General features: G+C 67.2%; 17 protein-coding genes. 5 read left to right on the top strand and 12 right to left on the bottom strand.

Annotation, left to right across the window (positions count from 1 at the left end):
* On the top strand, window positions 1-351 hold the full coding sequence (locus ON40_RS24570; protein ID WP_040826457.1) for a DUF742 domain-containing protein: 351 nt from the start codon (window positions 1-3) through the stop codon (window positions 349-351).
* The gene (locus ON40_RS24575) at window positions 326-946 is read left to right on the top strand and encodes a GTP-binding protein (protein ID WP_040826458.1); all 621 of its coding nucleotides are present in this window, start codon (window positions 326-328) and stop codon (window positions 944-946) included. Before ON40_RS24570 ends, ON40_RS24575 begins: the two co-directional genes overlap by 26 nt.
* A 3-nt stretch (window positions 947-949) precedes the next feature.
* On the opposite strand, the gene ON40_RS24580 is transcribed toward ON40_RS24575, so the two are convergent.
* On the bottom strand, window positions 950-1,807 hold the full coding sequence (locus ON40_RS24580; protein ID WP_040826745.1) for a LysR family transcriptional regulator: 858 nt from the start codon (window positions 1,805-1,807) through the stop codon (window positions 950-952).
* Between the two features lie 111 nt (window positions 1,808-1,918).
* Between ON40_RS24580 and ON40_RS24585 the strand changes: the two genes are divergently transcribed.
* Window positions 1,919-3,211 carry an NAD(P)/FAD-dependent oxidoreductase gene (locus tag ON40_RS24585; protein ID WP_040826460.1) on the top strand — a complete coding sequence of 431 codons (1,293 nt, stop codon included), beginning with the start codon at window positions 1,919-1,921 and terminating at the stop codon, window positions 3,209-3,211.
* Window positions 3,212-3,269: 58 nt separating this feature from the next.
* Here the strand turns inward: ON40_RS24585 and ON40_RS24590 are convergent, their stop codons facing one another.
* Window positions 3,270-3,974, bottom strand: a complete 705-nt coding sequence (locus ON40_RS24590) for an SDR family NAD(P)-dependent oxidoreductase (RefSeq protein ID WP_040826462.1) — start codon at window positions 3,972-3,974, stop codon at window positions 3,270-3,272.
* Between the two features lie 99 nt (window positions 3,975-4,073).
* Here ON40_RS24590 and ON40_RS24595 point away from each other — a divergent pair, with 99 nt between their 5' ends.
* Window positions 4,074-4,742, top strand: coding sequence for a TetR/AcrR family transcriptional regulator (locus ON40_RS24595; protein WP_040826463.1), 669 nt, complete (start codon window positions 4,074-4,076; stop codon window positions 4,740-4,742).
* A gap of 9 nt (window positions 4,743-4,751) precedes the next feature.
* Here ON40_RS24595 and ON40_RS24600 read toward each other — a convergent pair whose 3' ends face one another.
* The 8 genes from ON40_RS24600 to ON40_RS24635 all read right to left on the bottom strand — a co-directional run bounded on the left by ON40_RS24600 (window position 4,752) and on the right by ON40_RS24635 (window position 13,320).
* A complete protein-coding gene (locus ON40_RS24600) occupies window positions 4,752-5,180 on the bottom strand; it encodes a nitroreductase/quinone reductase family protein (protein ID WP_040826466.1) in 429 nt (142 codons plus the stop codon).
* Window positions 5,181-5,252: 72 nt separating this feature from the next.
* Window positions 5,253-6,578, bottom strand: a complete 1,326-nt coding sequence (locus ON40_RS24605; RefSeq protein WP_040826467.1) for a cryptochrome/photolyase family protein — start codon at window positions 6,576-6,578, stop codon at window positions 5,253-5,255.
* Window positions 6,579-6,693: 115 nt separating this feature from the next.
* On the bottom strand, window positions 6,694-7,224 hold the full coding sequence (locus tag ON40_RS24610) for a lipocalin family protein (RefSeq protein ID WP_083895910.1): 531 nt from the start codon (window positions 7,222-7,224) through the stop codon (window positions 6,694-6,696).
* A gap of 696 nt (window positions 7,225-7,920) precedes the next feature.
* On the bottom strand, window positions 7,921-9,282 hold the full coding sequence (locus tag ON40_RS24615) for a TIGR01777 family oxidoreductase (protein ID WP_040826469.1): 1,362 nt from the start codon (window positions 9,280-9,282) through the stop codon (window positions 7,921-7,923).
* A 135-nt stretch (window positions 9,283-9,417) separates the two neighbouring features.
* Window positions 9,418-9,975 (bottom strand): hypothetical protein, encoded by a 558-nt coding sequence (locus ON40_RS24620; protein ID WP_040826470.1) that lies wholly within the window; start codon window positions 9,973-9,975, stop codon window positions 9,418-9,420.
* Window positions 9,976-10,051: 76 nt separating this feature from the next.
* A complete protein-coding gene (locus ON40_RS55510) occupies window positions 10,052-11,698 on the bottom strand; it encodes a M4 family metallopeptidase (protein ID WP_157186405.1) in 1,647 nt (548 codons plus the stop codon).
* 253 nt (window positions 11,699-11,951) lie between these two features.
* A complete protein-coding gene (locus tag ON40_RS24630; protein ID WP_040826471.1) occupies window positions 11,952-12,494 on the bottom strand; it encodes a DUF1697 domain-containing protein in 543 nt (180 codons plus the stop codon).
* A 55-nt stretch (window positions 12,495-12,549) separates the two neighbouring features.
* The gene (locus ON40_RS24635) at window positions 12,550-13,320 is read right to left on the bottom strand and encodes an acyltransferase (RefSeq protein WP_040826473.1); all 771 of its coding nucleotides are present in this window, start codon (window positions 13,318-13,320) and stop codon (window positions 12,550-12,552) included.
* Window positions 13,321-13,544: 224 nt separating this feature from the next.
* Here ON40_RS24635 and ON40_RS24640 point away from each other — a divergent pair, with 224 nt between their 5' ends.
* On the top strand, window positions 13,545-14,915 hold the full coding sequence (locus tag ON40_RS24640) for an outer membrane protein assembly factor BamB family protein (protein WP_245567970.1): 1,371 nt from the start codon (window positions 13,545-13,547) through the stop codon (window positions 14,913-14,915).
* Window positions 14,916-14,936: 21 nt separating this feature from the next.
* On the opposite strand, the gene ON40_RS24645 is transcribed toward ON40_RS24640, so the two are convergent.
* Both ON40_RS24645 and ON40_RS24650 read right to left on the bottom strand, forming a co-directional pair.
* Window positions 14,937-16,106, bottom strand: coding sequence for a THUMP-like domain-containing protein (locus ON40_RS24645; protein ID WP_040826477.1), 1,170 nt, complete (start codon window positions 16,104-16,106; stop codon window positions 14,937-14,939).
* 22 nt (window positions 16,107-16,128) lie between these two features.
* Complete coding sequence (locus ON40_RS24650; RefSeq protein ID WP_040826479.1) at window positions 16,129-17,106, bottom strand: class I SAM-dependent methyltransferase; 978 nt, start codon at window positions 17,104-17,106, stop codon at window positions 16,129-16,131.
* Window positions 17,107-17,198 lie beyond the last annotated feature (92 nt).

Consider the following 17,198-nt stretch of genomic DNA (forward strand, 5'->3'; position numbering starts at 1 on the left):
ATGAGTAACCACCGGCGCGACCCGGATCTGGTGCGTTCGTATGTCCGTACAGGCGGTCGTCTGCGTCCCAGTCGAGAACTCGACCTGGTGACCCTCGTCGTCGCAGCTCAGGATCCAGCACCCGGCGCGAGCCCGGATGCCTTACGGGTCCTGGGTGTGTGCAACCGACGCCGCGTGCTCTCGCTGGCCGAGATCGCCGCCTACCTGGATCTACCACCCTCGGTGGTCAAGATCCTCGCATCCGACCTGCTGGACAGCGGCCACCTGGCCACACCGGCCCCGGCGAAATCCGTGCCGGAGCTTGCTCTGCTCGAGGAGGTACTCAATGGGCTCCGCGCTCTCGCCGTCTGAGTCTGCGGTTCCCGACCGCACCGTCGACTATGTGCCCGAGACCGTGACCCGGTCGGTGAAGCTACTGGTCGCCGGTAATTTCGGCGTCGGCAAGACGACGTTCGTGGGCAGCGTGTCCGAGATCCGGCCGCTGCGCACCGAGGAGACCATCACCGAGGCCAGCGTCGGCATCGACGATATGGCCGGCTTGCCCGGCAAGGTAACCACCACCGTGGCAATGGATTTCGGCCGCATCACGCTGAATCCGCAACTGGCGCTGTACCTGTTCGGCACGCCGGGCCAGCGACGGTTCATCCCGCTGTGGGAGGAACTGTCCCGCGGCGCGCTCGGCGCGCTGGTCCTGGTCGACACCCGGCGCATCGACAAGGCGGACGAGGTGCTCGCGGTCCTCGAGGAACGTGGCGTGCCGTATTCGGTGGCGGTCAACGAGTTCGAGGGTTCGCAGCGGTATCCGCTCAGCGAGATCCGCGACGCTCTGGACCTCGAGCCCGGCACACCGCTGACCGCCCTGGACGCGCGCGACCGCGGCACCTGTCTGCGTTCACTGATCACTCTGGTCGAACATCTCTTCCACCGCGTCGAGACCCGCGGCTAGAGCTCACGAGCTGTGCAGTGCGGCCAGCAACGTCACCAGAATCGGTGAGGGCCGCACATCACTGCGCACGACCGAGGACACCGGTATCCGCAGCGGGTTCCCGGCCAGATTCAGTCGGGCGATCCCCTCGACCGCGCTGTTCGCGTACAGGATGGTCCACGCGTCCGGGCGATTGATCAGTTCCATCGTGGCCGTGTGATCCGGCGGGATCGGCGGGCCGAAGGTGGGCCGAACCGGCAGATCCGCGAATGCGGAGCGCACCACGTTGTGCAGCAGCACCTGTTCCTGTTCCGGCGGCAGCAACAACGGGTAATTACCCAACTGGGTGAGTGTGACGTCCTCGCGTCCGGCGAGCGGATGCGATGTCGAGGCAGCCAACTCGAGGTCCTCCACCCACAGTTGTTCGACCGTCAGACCGGGCTGATCGACACTGCCACGGATGAGAGCAAGATCACAATCGCCATCTGCCACCGCGGCGATGCGCTGCCGGAACGGCTTGATCACGAACTCGATCTCCGCCCCCGGATGCGCGTCGCGCGCCCCAGCGATGGCCGACAGCGATCTTGTTGCGAAGGACATATTGGCGGCCAGGCGAATCCGCGGTCCCGATGCCCGCACAGCTGCGCGAATGGCCGATTCCAGACTCAGCATCTGTTTCGCAAGCGGAAGTAGCCGAGCGGTTGCGTCGGTCGGGACGACCGATCGCGTGGAGCGTTCGAAGAGCTGTACACCAAGATCATGTTCGAGTCTGGCGATCTGGTGACTGATAGCCGATTGCGATATGAAGCACCGCGAAGCCGCCCTACTGAAGCTGAGCTCCTCGCAGACGGCGACGAAGTACGAGAGCTGCCGTAGTTCCATCACGAACTCCATTCATGAAAGATCCAGATAAGAGTCATCTGAATTATGCGCCCTGACCCGTGGAACAGTCCCCTTCCGGATCGCGTTTACTAATGACAGAAGGAGGCTGTCATGCAGAACGTGGATGCGGGTATCGAAGCCGCGGATGTCGTCATCGTCGGATCGGGCTTCGGCGGGCTCGCCGCCGCGAAGCAATTGAACAAGTCGGGGGTTGATTACGTCCTCATCTCGAGTACGCCGGAGCATTTGTTCCAGCCGCTGCTGTACCAAGTAGCGACGGGTGTGCTCCCGGCCACAGACATCGCCCCGCCGATCGCGCAGGTGCTGCGTCGGCACAAGGGTGCGGATGTCCGGCTGGGCAAGGTCGTCGAGATCGACGCCGACGCCGCGGTACTCACCTACGAGACCGAGCAGGGCGCACGCAAGATCCGCTACGGGTCGCTGATCGCGGCCACCGGAGCCAACCAGTCCTATTTCGGCCGGGACGATTTCGCCGAGAAGACCTATTCGCTCAAGACCATCGACGATGCCCGTCGGCTGCGCGCGCAGATCGAGCGCGTCTTCGCCGAGGCCGCCGGGGCCGACCAGCAGACCCGGGAGCGGCTGCTGAGCTTCGTGGTCGTCGGCGCCGGGCCGACCGGTGTCGAGGTTGCCGGTCAGCTCAAGGAACTCGCGAAAAGATACTACCACCAGGAGATTTCGGTCGCCCTCGTGGAGGGCGCCGGCGCCGTGCTGCCCCCGTTCGGCGGCAGCCTGTCGGAATACGCGCGGGAGTCGTTGACCCGCAACGGTGTCGAGGTGCTGCTCGACACGTTCGTCACCGATATCGATGACGGCAAGGTGACGGTCAAGACCAAGGACGGCGTCGAGCGGGGCATCGCCGCCGAGACCGTGGTGTGGTCGGCGGGTGTGGCGGCCGGCGGTTTCGCCGGACTGCTGGCCGAGGCCACCGGCTGCGAGACCGACCGCGCCGGGCGACTGCTGATCAACCAGGACTGCACGGTCGGCGGCCACGCGGACATCTACGCCATCGGCGATATGACCTCGCTGAACGGCTATCCGGGCCAGTCGCCCACGGCGATGCAGGAGGGCCGCCACGTCGCGGACATCATCCGCCGCAAGAAGCAGCCCGGCACGCCGTTCGTCTACTGGGACAAGGGATCCATGGCGGTGATCAGCCGGTTCAGCGCGGTCACCAAGGTCAGCGACAAGCTGAAGTTCACCGGCGTCATCGCGTGGACCACCTGGCTCGCGGTGCACCTGTTCTACCTGGTCGGGTTCCGCAACCGGTTCATCGCGGTCGCGTCGTGGCTGGTGGCCTTCATCGGCACCGGTCGTCCGGGCTTCGCCGAGACCGAGAAGGTCACCGCCGAACCCGCGGCCGAACAACGACGAGCGGCCTAGGCACTCCCCCGAGACCCTCCGGTATCGACCGGAGGGTCTCGTCGTCTGCGACGGACTCTCACGCAGCGCGTTCCACCTCCGTATCGGTCGTCGCCATCTCGAACAACGCCTCGGCGAGCGCATCGGGCCCGACCCGCTCGACCTCGTTCGGCTCGACCGAGGCGAAATGCCCGGAGTCGTACAGCCGCTGCGCCGCACTCGTCTCGATGAGCCTGCTGATCTGCAGACTACCCACGCGCACCCCCGCCGGGCGGACCTGCTGAGCCGCCGAGCGCAGGTAGTTGAGCAGGCCGGACTGCGGAATCCCGACACTGGCCAGCGCGGGCTGCGGTTCATGCAGGGAACTGCCCTGCGCGACGAGTGCCGCGCCGGATCCGCGGCGCACCATCTCCGGCAACAGGGCGTGCAGGATGCGGACGGGGGTGGTCAGATTCAGCGGCAGCCAGGTTCGCAGGGTGTCCGCATCGAGGGCGAGCGCGTCCACCGGGAGGCGTTCGACGCCGCCCGGCGAATAGAGCAGCACATCCGGAATGCCATGGCGGGCACGCAGATTCGTCAGGGCGGTAGCCACCTGCGCGTCGTCGGTCAGATCCGCCAGCAGGATGTCGGCGGCGATGCCGTCGGCAGCAAGGCTCCGCCGCAGCGTGTCGAGTGTGTCGCCGTTGCGCGCGATCAGCGTCACCGAGTACCCGGCGCGGCCGAAGCGGCGCGCGGTGGACAGACCGAGAGCGGGACCTGCGCCGAACACTGCCAGATGAGGCATGGCGAGTTCCTTTCACTGAAGTTGAGAAGGCACTCAATTTGAGCACCCTCTCAACTTAGCTCGAAACCGAGAGGGCATTCAACTTGTTAGGCTGAAGTCATGGTGGACGCGGGCGAACGAGGAACTATCGCGAGCGCCGCGTCGACGCGTCCGCGCCGCCGGGATGCCCGCGACAATCGGGACAAGGTCGTCGCCGCGGCCCGCAACCGGTTCGGCACCGACGGACTGGACGCCTCGCTCAACGCGATCGCACGCGATGCCGGAGTCAGCATCGGAACGCTCTACAACCACTTCCCGACCCGCGAGGAATTGATCGGCGAAGCACTGTTGGAGCAGGTGCGGGAGTCGGTGCGCAGCGCCGAGGCGGCACTGCGGGCCGCCGATCCGTGGACGGGGCTGGTCGAACATCTGACCACGCTGGCCTCGTGGCAGGCCCGCGACCGCGGATTCACCGATATCTGCGTGCGTTCACTACCGCCCGACAGCCCCATCGAGATCGCGAAACATCAGGGCCACAGCCTGTTTCATCAACTGGTCACCCGGGTGCGGGATTCCGGTGCGCTGCGTGCGGACGTCGAGGTGGCCGATATCGGGTTGTTGCTGTGGTCGGCCGTGCGGGCGACCGAGAGGGTACGTGAGCAGGCGCCCGACGCTTGGCGGCGGCACCTCGGCATCCTGCTCGACGGATTGCGCAGCGAGGCCGCGCATCCCCTGCCGGGGCCGCCGCTGGACCAGGAAATCCTGCGCACGGCAATGCGATTCGGGTAGCCGGTCGGGTCAGGAACGGCGCAGCGACAGCACCGGAATCGTGCGGATGCCCGCGGTCTTCTCCGCGTACTCGGCGAAACCCGGATAGCGGCGGGCCTGCTCGTCGAAGATACGGTCCCGGTCCGCGCCGGTGACCTCGGCCACGGCGACCGGATAGGTCTCGGTGCCGCGCTCGATCTGCGTGGATCCCGCGGTGGTGAGGTTGTAGTACCAATCCGGGTTGGTCGGCGCGCCCGCCTTGGACGCGAAGACGTAGACCAGATCCGGATCCTGATCGTCGGCCATGTACATCGTCGGGGTCACCGACTCACGTCCGCTCTTGCGGCCGCGATGATGGAGCAGCAATACCGGCGCACCCTCGAACGGCCCGCCCACACGTCCCTCGTTGGCACGGAACTCCGCGATGATATTCGCATTCCAGTCGCTCATGCGAACCATCCTTCCCGATATCTCGCCAGGTGAGGCCGATATCGGGTCGGCGCGGCGACGATCGACCGGAGCGGGGGCCAACTACATACCGTTGACCTCGACGATCGGGGCCGGATATACCGAGTGCGGGATACCGGACCGCCACGGCGTATGCACCGAGGCGCCGGACAGCTGCGCCAGCTCGGGAAGCCAGCGGCGCACGTACTCCCCGTCCGGATCGTGGCGTTCGGCCTGACGGAGCGGATTGAGCACCCGATTCGGGCGGGTGTCGGTGCCGGTGCCCGCCGCCCACTGCCAGTTGAGCTGATTGTTGGCCACGTCCGCGTCGATCAGCCAGCGCCGGAAATGCGCGGCCCCGATACGCCAATCGATCCGCAGCGTCTTGGTCAGGAATGCGGCCACGATCAACCGGGCCCGGCCCGGCATCCAACCCTCGGCCACCAGCTGACGCATCGCGGCGTCGATCACCGGATATCCGGTGCGACCGCTACGCCATGCCTCGACGGCGTCCGGGTCGTCGCGCCATCCGGCGGGCGCGCGCCGGTAGTCGGTCCACCCGGCCTCCGGACGATCGGCCAACAGCTGGTGGTGGAAATCGCGCCAGGCCAACTGACGTACGAAGGCGTGGCCGCCGGGTGTCGAGGTATCGGTCCGATGCACCAACTCGGTCGCGGAGACACAGCCGAAATGCAGATACGGCGACAGATGCGAGGTCGCGTCGGATGCGAGGTCGTCGCTCATCGAGTCGTACTCGTGGATCGGGCCGGACAGCCACTGCTTCATGAGCTTGCGACCGCTGGTCTCGCCGCCCGCAGACATCTGCGGCGAGCCCGGTTCGGCACACAGCTCCTGCGGCCGGGGCAGTTCCGCACCGCGCAGCGGCGGCACCACGAACCGCGGCGGCGGCGCGAGCGGACGGCGTACGGGCGTCTCCATCCACCGCCGGAAATACGGTGTGAAAACGGCGAAATGGCCGCGACCGCTTGCGGGCGACGGGTCGCCGGGTTTGGCCACCGTCACCGAGTCGTCATGAGCGTGCAGCAGACAGTCCCGGCGCGCGAGCCGCTCGCGCAGCAGACGCTCGCGCTCGCGGCTGTACCAGCTCACGTCGGCGGCGATGTGCACGCTCTCGGCGTGCGTGTGCGCGACCACCTTGTCCACCTCGTCCAGGACATCTCCGCGCCGGATCACCAGGCGCCCGTCCAGTGCGTGCAGTTCGTCGTCCAGCTCGCTCAGGGCGGTCAGCAGGAATCGGATCCGGTTGGGCGACACCGGTTCCCGGGCGATGATCCGGTCGTCCAGGACGAACAGCGGGACGACCCCGGCACCCTCGTGACAGGCCGCACGCAACATCGGATTGTCGTGCACGCGCAGATCGCGGGTGAACAGCGCAACCGTGACCGTCATCGGCTCCCACCTCCGGAGCAGCTATCTCCGGATCGAGCGGTGGACAGGAAAATCTTTGACACACTTACCCTTTCGAGATCGCATCGGACATCCGGATACCCTCGACCCGCGCCGGTCAGACCGAGCACAGCGGAGCGATCGTGCCGAGCCCACCCGTCGTGGGCGAGGTCAGATAGATACAGCTGTTCTCGCCCGCCACGGTGATGGCGGCGCGGATCGCGGCCCAGTGCGCCGAGTCGAGCGCAGGCGTGCGGGAGAGCACGAAACCGGAAATCCGCGCGGGATCGGTCACCAGCGCCCAGTCGTAGTCGGCGCCGAGCGCGGTCACGATGTAATTGGTCGGGCCCTCGCGGCGGTCCTGGGTCGGCACCCCCGGAAAGCTCACGCGCAGTTGGGCATCGGTCGCCGGATCGGTCACGGTCGCGGTTCCCGCGATCTGGTTCAACGATCCGTTCCAGGTGGTGCAGCTGTTGTGCACCGATACGTCGCCGCGGGAGTCGAGGGCATAGACCGCTCGCGTATCGCGGGCGCAGACGAGATTGAAGTACTGCGGCACGGCGGCCAGCTGATACCAGGTGCCCAGATACCGCTGCAGGTCCAGGCGCGGGACCGGCGCGGGCGGGGCTGCGGACGCCGGCGCGGCCATGATCGCGAGGGCAGCCGCGGCGACGCCGAGCGCGCCGGCGAATCGGCCGAGCCACTGGGGTCGATCGGTGATCACACCGTTCTCCTTCGAATCGACTAGGTACCCACTGTAGCAATATTTCGATGCATAAACGATGCAAAAAAGGCAACCGATGTTGGCGATGCCTGCGCCGGTTGCGCTGTGGCCCCAAAAGGAATCCACGACCCTGGTCTCCTCGGCACGAGCTCGCCTCGATGTCGACTCGGCGGTCCGCTTTGGTGGGCCGAACTGAGCATCGGTCCGACTTCCTGCCGAAATCCATACCCTGATAGATCTGGCTACAGCTCTCACCGCGCTCAACTGACCGCTGCGTACCCACGTCGGACTACCCACATTATCGATGCGCAAACGATGCGTTCGACTCATCGGAGCCTTCGCGCCGTATGCACCATCGGGCCCGCCGAATCCGGCGACCGATCACGGTGCCCGCACCTCTGTCAGAACACGGCAGCCTGGGGATCTCCGCATTCGCCGCCTACGCCTGCTCCGACCGTCCGGCCTTCGACAAGTCTTCTGCCGCAGGATGATCGGTTGTCGCGAGCCTGGTTCGCGGTGGCGGCACACTACTTCGCGCTCGCCCGGGAAGTGGGACCGGCCGCTTGCGTCGACGGCGAGTGCCCACTCGACGGACGATCGGTTCGCCACCGCGGTCCGGGATCAGTCGTGAGTCTGGTTGTCGAGCGTGCGGCCGAGGATGTGACGCAGGGCGAAATCCAGTTCGGGAGTGCGGAATCGGTGTCCGGCGGCCTGCAATCGGGCAGGTTGCACGCGCTGGCTGGCGACGGCCAGTTCGCGGACGCCCTCGGTACCCAGGAGCAGGGCCGGGCCGAATGTGGGGACCGGGAGCAGCGCGGGCCGATGCAGCACGCGCGACAGGGTGCGGGCATAGTCGGCATTGGTGACCGGTTGGGGCGCAACGGCATTGACCGGCCCGGTCAGCTCCGTGTCCCACAGCGCCCGGTGGTAGATGTCGACGAGATCATCGATTCCGATCCAGGACAGCCATTGGCGGCCGTCACCGATGCGTCCGCCGAGTCCGGCCGCGAACAGCGGACGCTGTAGCCGCAGTGTGCCGCCACGCGGGGACTGGACGATCCCGGTGCGGACGGTGACCACCCGAATGCGATCTGCGGCGACCTCGGCGGCGGACTCCCATCGGGTGACCAGATCCGCGAGGAAACCCGTACCGCGCGAACTGTTCTCGGTCAGCTGCTCCGCACCCCGGTCGGCGCCGTACAGGCCGATCGCGGAGGCACTGACGAAGGTGCGCACCCCGGACCTTGCGGCCAGATCGGCGAGTCGCCGCGTTGGTTCGATCCGGCTGTCGGCGATGGCACGCTTGTGCGCGGCGGTGAACCGGCCGGCGATGGAGGCTCCCGCGAGATGCACCACCGCATCCACCCCCTCCAGCAGTGCCGGGTCCGGATCGGACGGATCCCACCGGCGCTCGCCGGGACCGGACGGTGCGCGGCGGACCAGCCGGATCACGGTATGACCGCCGGTGCTCAGCATCGCGGTGAGCGCAGCCCCGACCAGTCCGCGCGCACCGGTGACCGCGACGACCGACGGCGCCAGGCCGTGCTCGGCCGCACGTCGATGCGCCGCCAGATCATCGGACAGCTGCCGGGACCGGTAGGCGAACATCGGCCGCAGGGCGAACTCCGGCACCGGCGAATCGACGCGATCCACCACACGGGTGTGGTCCGCGTCCAGAGCCTCGAATTCGTGAGTGTGCCGCCACGGCAGCAGTCCCGCGGGCAGCGTGGTGAGCCCGTCGGTGACTACTTCGTCCACGAACCGATGCGGCGGATCGTAATCCCCCGAACGATGCTGTGCCACCCAGGACAGCCCGCCCGGAAGTCCCAGAATCGCACGCCCGTCGGCCAGCGACCGAGCCTCCGATCGCACCCTGACCGGCTGCCACGGCGGAGCCAGCCGAGTGAACGCCCCCGGACGCTCGAACCAGGCGAAAACCTCGTGACGAGGCACAGCGACGACACTCGACCATTCGATGCCCACGAACCGAGCCTAACCATGCGAGAGCAGAATCCAGCTCATTCACCCGCCCGGCCGGAAACGATCAGCTTGCCGCCGCCACACCTCCGATGCCGTCGCCACGTAGGACTCCCGACCCCAGCCGGGATCCGTACCTGCTCAATTCCTGGCCGGGAGCCGATCGAGAATCTCCCGCAACAGATCGCCATGCGCCCGCATCAACTCACCCTGTTCACGGAACATGGCGTCGTGCCGGTCCAGCCGAGCGTTCACCGCCCGGAACTCCGCTCGCATGGCATCGAGCTCTCCACGCACACCCGCGAGTTCTTCGTGCACAGCGGCGAACTGCCGATCCACATCAGCGAACTTCTCCCGCACACCGCCAAGCTCTTTGTGCACAGCAGCGAACTGCCGGTCCACGTCCTCGAACTTCGCACCCATACCAACGAGTTCCTCGTGTACAGCAGCGAACTCCTGACGCATCCCGGCCAGCTCACCATGTACAACGGTGAACTCCTGACGCATCCCCGCCAATTCACCGTGCACGACAGCGAACTCCTGGCGCATCTCTTGGAGGGTGCCGTGTACTCGGCCGAATTCTTCGAGCACCTTGTCGTGGTTGGCGGTTACGGTTACCTCGAGTTTGTCGAGGCGGCCGGTGGTGGCGACGGCGATGTGTTCCAAGTGGGTCACCCCGATCTCGAGCGGCGCGGTCACTGTGAGTCCTCTCAGGAGTGGGATGTTAGCAAGCCGGAGCGGGGCGACGCCGGCGATGAAGGAGGGCGGTCGACCCTCAGGCGCGGTCCTCGCGGAGGGGGATGCGGACCGCCTCGACGGCGGTGCGCACCTGCTGGCAATCGGTGTCGGTGAAGTCGGCGTCCTTCTCCAGGACGGCGTCGTGGCAAGCCGTGAGCAACGTGTTCGCCAGGGCGGGATAGTCGGCGCTGGAGTACAGCTCGGTCTGCACGGTCCAGTACAGGGCGGCAGCCTTCTCCAGGCCGATTCCCCGGATCTTCCGGCGGCCGAAGGTTCCCCCGTCGGTGATCAGGAAGGCCAGCTTGTTGCCGACGCCGCTGTTGATGTGCACACCGCCCAGATCGGGCACCCGATTGCGATCGGAGTACGTCGCCGGCGCCCACCCCGGCCCGCGGTAGGTCTCCGGCTGCGGATCGGCCGCGGTGGCCGGAGATTTCATATCCCGGATGACGCCCACCTGCGTCCCGTTGCCGATCTTCCAGCGATCCTCGGCGGAATGCTTTGCACGAGTGGTCAGTTCGGTGAATTCGCCGAATACGTCGGACAGTGATTCGTTGATCGCACCCGACTCGTTGAGGTAGTCCAGATCGCTGGTCTTCTCGGTGACGCCGTGGGTCAGCTCGTGTGCGACGACGTCCGGCCCGAGGACCGCGGTGCCCATCACGAACCCTTCGGCATCGGACCAGAACGCGTTCGCGTACGGGCACGAATCGGGACATACCCGGACGTGCGCGCGCAGCGCCTTGCCACGGCCGTCGTGCGCATCGATGCCGATCAGATCGGTGAGGCTGCCCAGATCGGTGTAGCGCGCGTAGAACCTCTCGGTATCGCCGATCCAGTCGTAGACCTTGTTCGCATCGTCGTTGCCGCGAACCCTGGCCTGCCCCTCGGCGCGCACGACCGGATACGATCCGTCGGCGCCGCACGGAGTGCCGAGTTCCGCCTCCGAACCATGGAAATTCGCATCGCACACCACCCGAGTCAGATTCGCGCCCGTCTGCCAGGCGTCCAGTACCGCGCCGGACGAATCTGCCGCGACGAATATCCGCCATCCGGTCCCTGCCGCGGTGACCTCGAACCGGTACGCGGGGACCGCGGTCTTGTCCGGACCGCTGCCCGTCAGCTCCGGATCGAACCAGACCGCCACCCCGGCCCGCACCCGCACCGCGCTCGCCGGGACACGAGCGAGTGCCGTGGCGGTGGTGATCGCGCGGTCCCGAGCACTCGCCGGGGGCGTCGTCCGACCGGCGGGGAAGTGGCCCGAGATGTGTTCGGCGAGTGCACCGCTCGCCGAGAGCAACGCCCCGTCCGGTTGCAGGGCCAGCGCGACGGCCGCACCGTAGACGGGCACCGCACCGATCGACTGCGTGAGCCGCACGGTACTGCCTCGACCGCGCCGAGAAACCTTCTGCACCAGGAGTTTCCCCGATGTGGTCGCACCGAAGAGGCGCTCGACGGCGGCGGCGTGCGCGAGAGCCGCGTCGGCATCACCGCCGGACGCACCCACTCGCGGGACGGGCCGATCCGGCACGACCTGACGCACAGATCCGGCCGCATCGCGGTGAATTCGCTTGGGCGCGGCCACGAGTGCTGGCGTGGCGGGCGGCTGAGCCGATGCGGGACCAGCCGCCGGAACGGATGCGAGTACCGCAACCGCACACAGGGCAGCGATCGAAACCCTCATGAATCCCCCTATTACTCGATGACGACGCAGAACCCCGGCATGCATCGAGCGATCCCCGACAACGGGTCACCACCGACGTACCGAGAGAAAACGTCTTCCGACAAATTCGTTTTTCTGCAATCCATTTCGATTGCGGTCCCCCGAGACGAATTCTCTCGGTATTCACATAATCAGTTCATCCACTGTGTGCACTCATCGGGATGATCCGGCATTCCCGATCCGCAAGAATCGCCGGAAAGGTATCGCCGAGCCCCTACAACTTGGCGAAAATCTTGTGCACCGTGGCCCAGGTACGAGTGGTGACCTGTTTGCCGAAGGTCTTGTCCAGCCAGACCATATGATTCGGCGTACCCGGCGTGCTGTTGTCCATCACCGCCAGAATCGCCCGGACCTGCTCGTCGTACCCGAGAATCTTCACCTGGTCGGCCAGATGCGGCGGCGGTTCGGCGCCCAGACCGGGATTGTCGGCATCCTTCAGAAACGTCACCATCAGATAGGTCTCCCGCGAATGCGTGAGACCCGAGAACGGATCGGATTCGATCAGAGCCTGCAACTCGCCGCGGGTGCGGATCAGCGTGCCGCCGCCTATACCGAGCTCGGTGGACAATCCCTGCTGAATCTGCGATTCCAGTGCGGCACAATCGGATTCCGCACTGCTGAACACGATGTTGCCACTGCCCAGCACCGAGCCGACCGATTCGAAACCCAAACCACTGAACACGCCGCGCAACTTCTCCCCGCGCATGGCGGGATTGCTCGGAGTTATTCCTCGCAACAGAGCGGCGTATCGGTTCATGGCTCAGACGCTACCGCCCGCCACCGACAGATTCACCCTCCTGCGGCCAGCCGCCCTACGACGCGCCGATACTGGAAGATTCCACTTGTGCGGCATCCCCGTCGGCCGCCTTCTTGCGCTCGATATCGGCCAGCGCGGCCGCGTGCGCAGCGCGCGCATCGGCGGCCGCATCCCAGGCGTCCTTACGGTTCTTGACCACCTTGGCGGGCGCGCCGACCGCGATGCTGTAGTCCGGGACGTCGCCCTTGACCACCGCGTGCGCGCCCAGGACACAGCCGCGGCCGACCCGGGTGCCGCGCAGAACGGTGACCTTCGCCGCGATCCAGGTGTCCGGGCCGATGCGCACCGGGCTCTTCACGATGCCCTGATCCTTGATCGGCATGGTGACGTCGTCCATCTTGTGGTCGAAGTCGCAGATGTAGCACCAGTCCGCCACCAGCGTGGACGCGCCGATCTCGATGTCGAGATAGGTGTTCACGACGTTGTCCTTGCCGAACACCACCTTGTCACCGATGCGCAGCGAACCCTCGTGGCAGCGGATCGCGTTGCCGTCGCCGATGTGCACCCAGCGGCCGATCTCCATGCGCCCCAACTCGGGCGTCGCATGCACCTCGACCCGGCGGCCCAGGAAGACCATGCCGCGCAACACGATGTGCGGATTGGCCAGGCGGAATTTCAACAACCGGTAGTACCGCACCAGGTACCAGGGGGTGTAGGCCCGATTGGCGAGTACCCAGCGCAGCGACGCCACGGTGAGGAAACGCGCCTGCTCCGGATCCCGGCGGCGCGAACCCCGCCAACGCGAGCGCAACGGTGCGCCCCACATGCTCGTCACGAAGTGCTCCTCGCGTCCATCGGGCGATCCTCTCGTCCCGCGGTGTCGTCGTCGAGCTACCAGGGTACTTTCGGTCGAAATCGACCGGATCCCCTACCCTGGCCGGGCGCGGAAATCCCCCGAAGCGGGCGCACTGCGTGAGGCGGCACACCACCCGCTCGCCGGGACGGTTAGTCTCGTGCAAGCCCGTACGAGCAGAGGGGAGACAAGGTCAGGTGCGTACCAGCATCCGGCGACCCGCGCACGTTCTCCGTACCATTGTGCGCCGCCCGGCATTTCGTGCCGCCGCGGCCCTCGGTGCGGTCGGCGTGCTGACCCTGAGCGGCTGCGGGGGGACGACGCTCGACGACATCACGGTGGGGCCCGGCCACGGCTGGCCCTCGGCCTTCCACGACGGGCGCAACAGCGGCACGACCACGGTCACCGGTTCGCGGCATCTGACGCTGAGCTGGTCCAGGCCGATCGGCGGGCCCGCTCTCACGCCCACCACGGTCGGACCGGACGGGCAACTGTTCGTCACCACCGGAATCGACAACGCCTGCGTCGGCGCTCCGGGCGCCGTCGGGGCACTGTTCTCGTTCCAGATGCCCACGGGCCGCAAACGATTCTGTAATCCGCTGGGCGTGAATGCGATCCACTCGGTGTCGGCGGTCGACGAACTGGCCAACGTCTACGTCGGCGATGACGGCGGGGTGAATTCGATCAACTCGCTGGGTGAGCCGCGCTGGCGCACGCCCGTGGCCGGTGTGCCGGTCTCGGTGCAGTTCACCGGTGACAGCAATGTGCTGACCATCACCCAGTCCGGCCAGGTCGACGTGCTGAACCGGCAGACCGGCGATCGCACGGTCCCCTCGTTCCAGCTCCTTGGCGAACCCGACTTCCTGGCCCACCCGAACCTGCCGCGCCCGGCCGACGGCGACGGTCTCGACGACTGCGGCTCGGGCGGTCCGCAATGTCCGGTGGCCAACGTCTCGGCCATCGATCCGAGTTCCGAGCGCTTCTACGTGACCGTGTGGCAGCGTGGGTCGGCGAACGCGTCACTCGTGGCACTGCGCTACGCGGACAAGCGAATTCAGCAGGACTGGAGCGCCGACATCCTGACCGACGGCAGCGCCACCAGCCCGACGCTGTCCCCCGACGGCAAGACCGTCTACGTCGGCGACAACAGCGGTCGCCTGATCGCCGTCGACGCCGAGAACGGGCACACCAAATGGGTGCAGCCACTGGGCTTCACGCCGCGCGGCGCGGTCTCCGACGACGACGGCCTGCTGATTCCCGGCGGTGACGACGGCCATCTGATCGCGTTGCACGACAACGGCGACAGCGTCCGGATCGCCTGGGAACGCAAGGATCTGCAGTTGCGCGGACGCCCCGCGCAGACCGCGGGCGAGACCGGATACGTGGTGTCCCCGATCGGTGACGCGCTGAATCTGGTCACCTTCGACACCCATACCGGCACCACCGTCGCCTCGGCCGTACTGCCCGGTGCTCAGGGCACCACCACCGGAACCTCGGTCGGCCAGAAGGGCGAGGTCGTGGTGACCTCCCGGGTCGGGCAGATCTACGTCTTCAAACCGGAGACGTAGCCACAGTCGGACAGGCCCCGATCAGCGCACGGGAGGCGTCCGGCAGAGGAATACCGTCGGTGTGCGGCCGATTCTGGTGATCACCAAGGTGAACGGAACGCTCCCTCGGGGTTTGATCCGTCCACGCAGGGCGTCAGGATCCAGATCCACTCCGCGGGTGAGGATTTCCAGCGGGCCGCAGTCCCGGCGGCGCAGTTCGGCGCGCAGGGTCTTCTCGCGCAGGTCCAAGCGGTCCAGGATGCGAAAACCGCGTATCCCCTCCGGGACGCGGTCGCCGGTGAGGTAGGCGATGCGGGGATCCAGCTGCCACAGGCCGTTCTCGGCGGCGTAGTGGCGCACCAGACCGGCGCGCACCACCGCGCCGTCCGGATCGATGATCCACTCCCCCGGCGGACGTTCGGGGATCTCGTCGGGTGCGGCGTCGGTGAGCGTCCAGTGGCCGCCGTCCGAACGCAGCACCGTCGCCCGGCGGGTGACGCCGGGTTCGGTCAGTCCGGGTGACCACAGGCACGCCTCGCGCACCGCTCCGTCGAGGGAGACCACCTCGGCTTCGCATTCGGTGAACTGGTCGAAATCCAGTCCGGGAGCGCATTTCACGGCGATGTCGCGGCCGCGGTAGGCATCGAGCAGATCCGGCAGCGGCGGTTGCAGCTTCGCCGGATCATGCGTGCGACGGCCGTCCGCGCGCCGGGCCGGATCGGCGATGACGACGGTCCCGGTACTGCACGGAACGAGCGCATCGGCCTGCGCCAGCAGGACGTTCCGGGCGTCGGCGAGATTGTGCGCGGCCATCGCGAGACGCACCTGGTCCAGGTCACTGCCAATCACCGCGGGACAAACCTGTTGCAGCGCAGCGAGTTCCGCACCGATCGAACAGGTCAGATCATGCACCGTGCGCCCGGCCAGCCGACGAGCCCGGTGCCGCGCGACCACACTCGGCGTGGCCTGCTGCAATGCCTCGTCGGTGAACAGCCAGTCCGGTGCGTCGGTCAGTTTCGCCGCGGCCCGGCGACGCAGACGCACCGTTTCCACCAGCGCGGCGGCGCGATCACCGTGATCGCGCCGCACCCGCTCGAGATCGCCGAGCAGACTCGCTGTGGTCAACGTCAGCCGATCCACCTCGGCGAGCGCCGCCCGACCGGCGGAGTCCCCGAGATACGCGACATCCGCACGGGTGAAGCGGTACGCCACTAGAGCACCCCGCCCGGTCGCATTACCTTCCCGCGCCGCCCGGCTTCACGCCGGTGATCATCGCGTTGTAGAAGAACTGCCGGGGCACGACGTGCCGCAGCACCTTCTCGTCCAGCTTGCTCAGGCCCAGCCACGCCCGGTACTGCGCCATGCGGTAACGCCAGGTCAGCTTCGCGTCGGGCACCGCGGCCTCGAAGGTGCGCACCGGCCAGCCCCACAGCGCCGCGGCGAACTCCTCGGTCTCGGCGTGCACCTCGGTCGCGCCCGCGCGACGGGCGATGCTCTCGAGCTCCGAGGGATCGAAGGTGTGCAGATCCACCACGGCCTCGAGGGCCGCCGCCCGGGAGGACTCGTCGAGCTCCTCCTGCGGCCGCCGCCAATCGGACAGGAACGGCAGCTTGGTGACCTCGGTGGTCACCTTCCAGGTGATCTGGCCCAGTTTGCGGGCGTAGAAGTTGCCGATCGTGGTCGGCTCACCGGCGAACACGAACCGGCCGCCGGGCTTGAGCACGCGCAGGCATTCCTTCAGCGCCAGCTCGACATCCGGAATGTGGTGCAGCACAGCGTGACCACAGACCAGATCGAAGGTGTCGTCGTCGTACGGGATGGTCTCGGCGTCGGCGACCCGGCCGTCGACGTCCAGGCCCAGGTTCTGGCCGTTGCGGGTGGCGACCTTGACCATGCCGGGCGACAGATCGGTCACCGAACCGGCCTTCGCGACCCCGGACTGCATCAGGTTCAGCAGGAAGAATCCCGTGCCGCAGCCGAGTTCGAGCGCACGCTCGTAGGGCAGCGGCGCGTCGGGGACCACGGCGTCGAAGCGACCGCGGGCATAGGCGATGCAGCGCTCGTCGTACGAGATCGACCACTTGTCGTCGTAGGTCTCGGCCTCCCAGTCGTGGTAGAGGACCTGAGCGAGCTTGTTGTCGGAAAGTGCGGCCTGGACCTGCGCTTCGGTCGCGTGCGGGTTCGGCGCGGGGTCGTCATGACGTGCGGTCATGATCGGAAAGGGTAGCCCAGCCTCACGTGCGCATTACCACCAGGCCCGTGGCGGACGGCTCGGTCGAACACCGGCGACCGCGGGCGGGATCG

Origin of the sequence: Nocardia jiangxiensis NBRC 101359, assembly GCF_000308615.1 — a bacterium.
GTDB lineage: Bacteria > Actinomycetota > Actinomycetes > Mycobacteriales > Mycobacteriaceae > Nocardia > Nocardia jiangxiensis.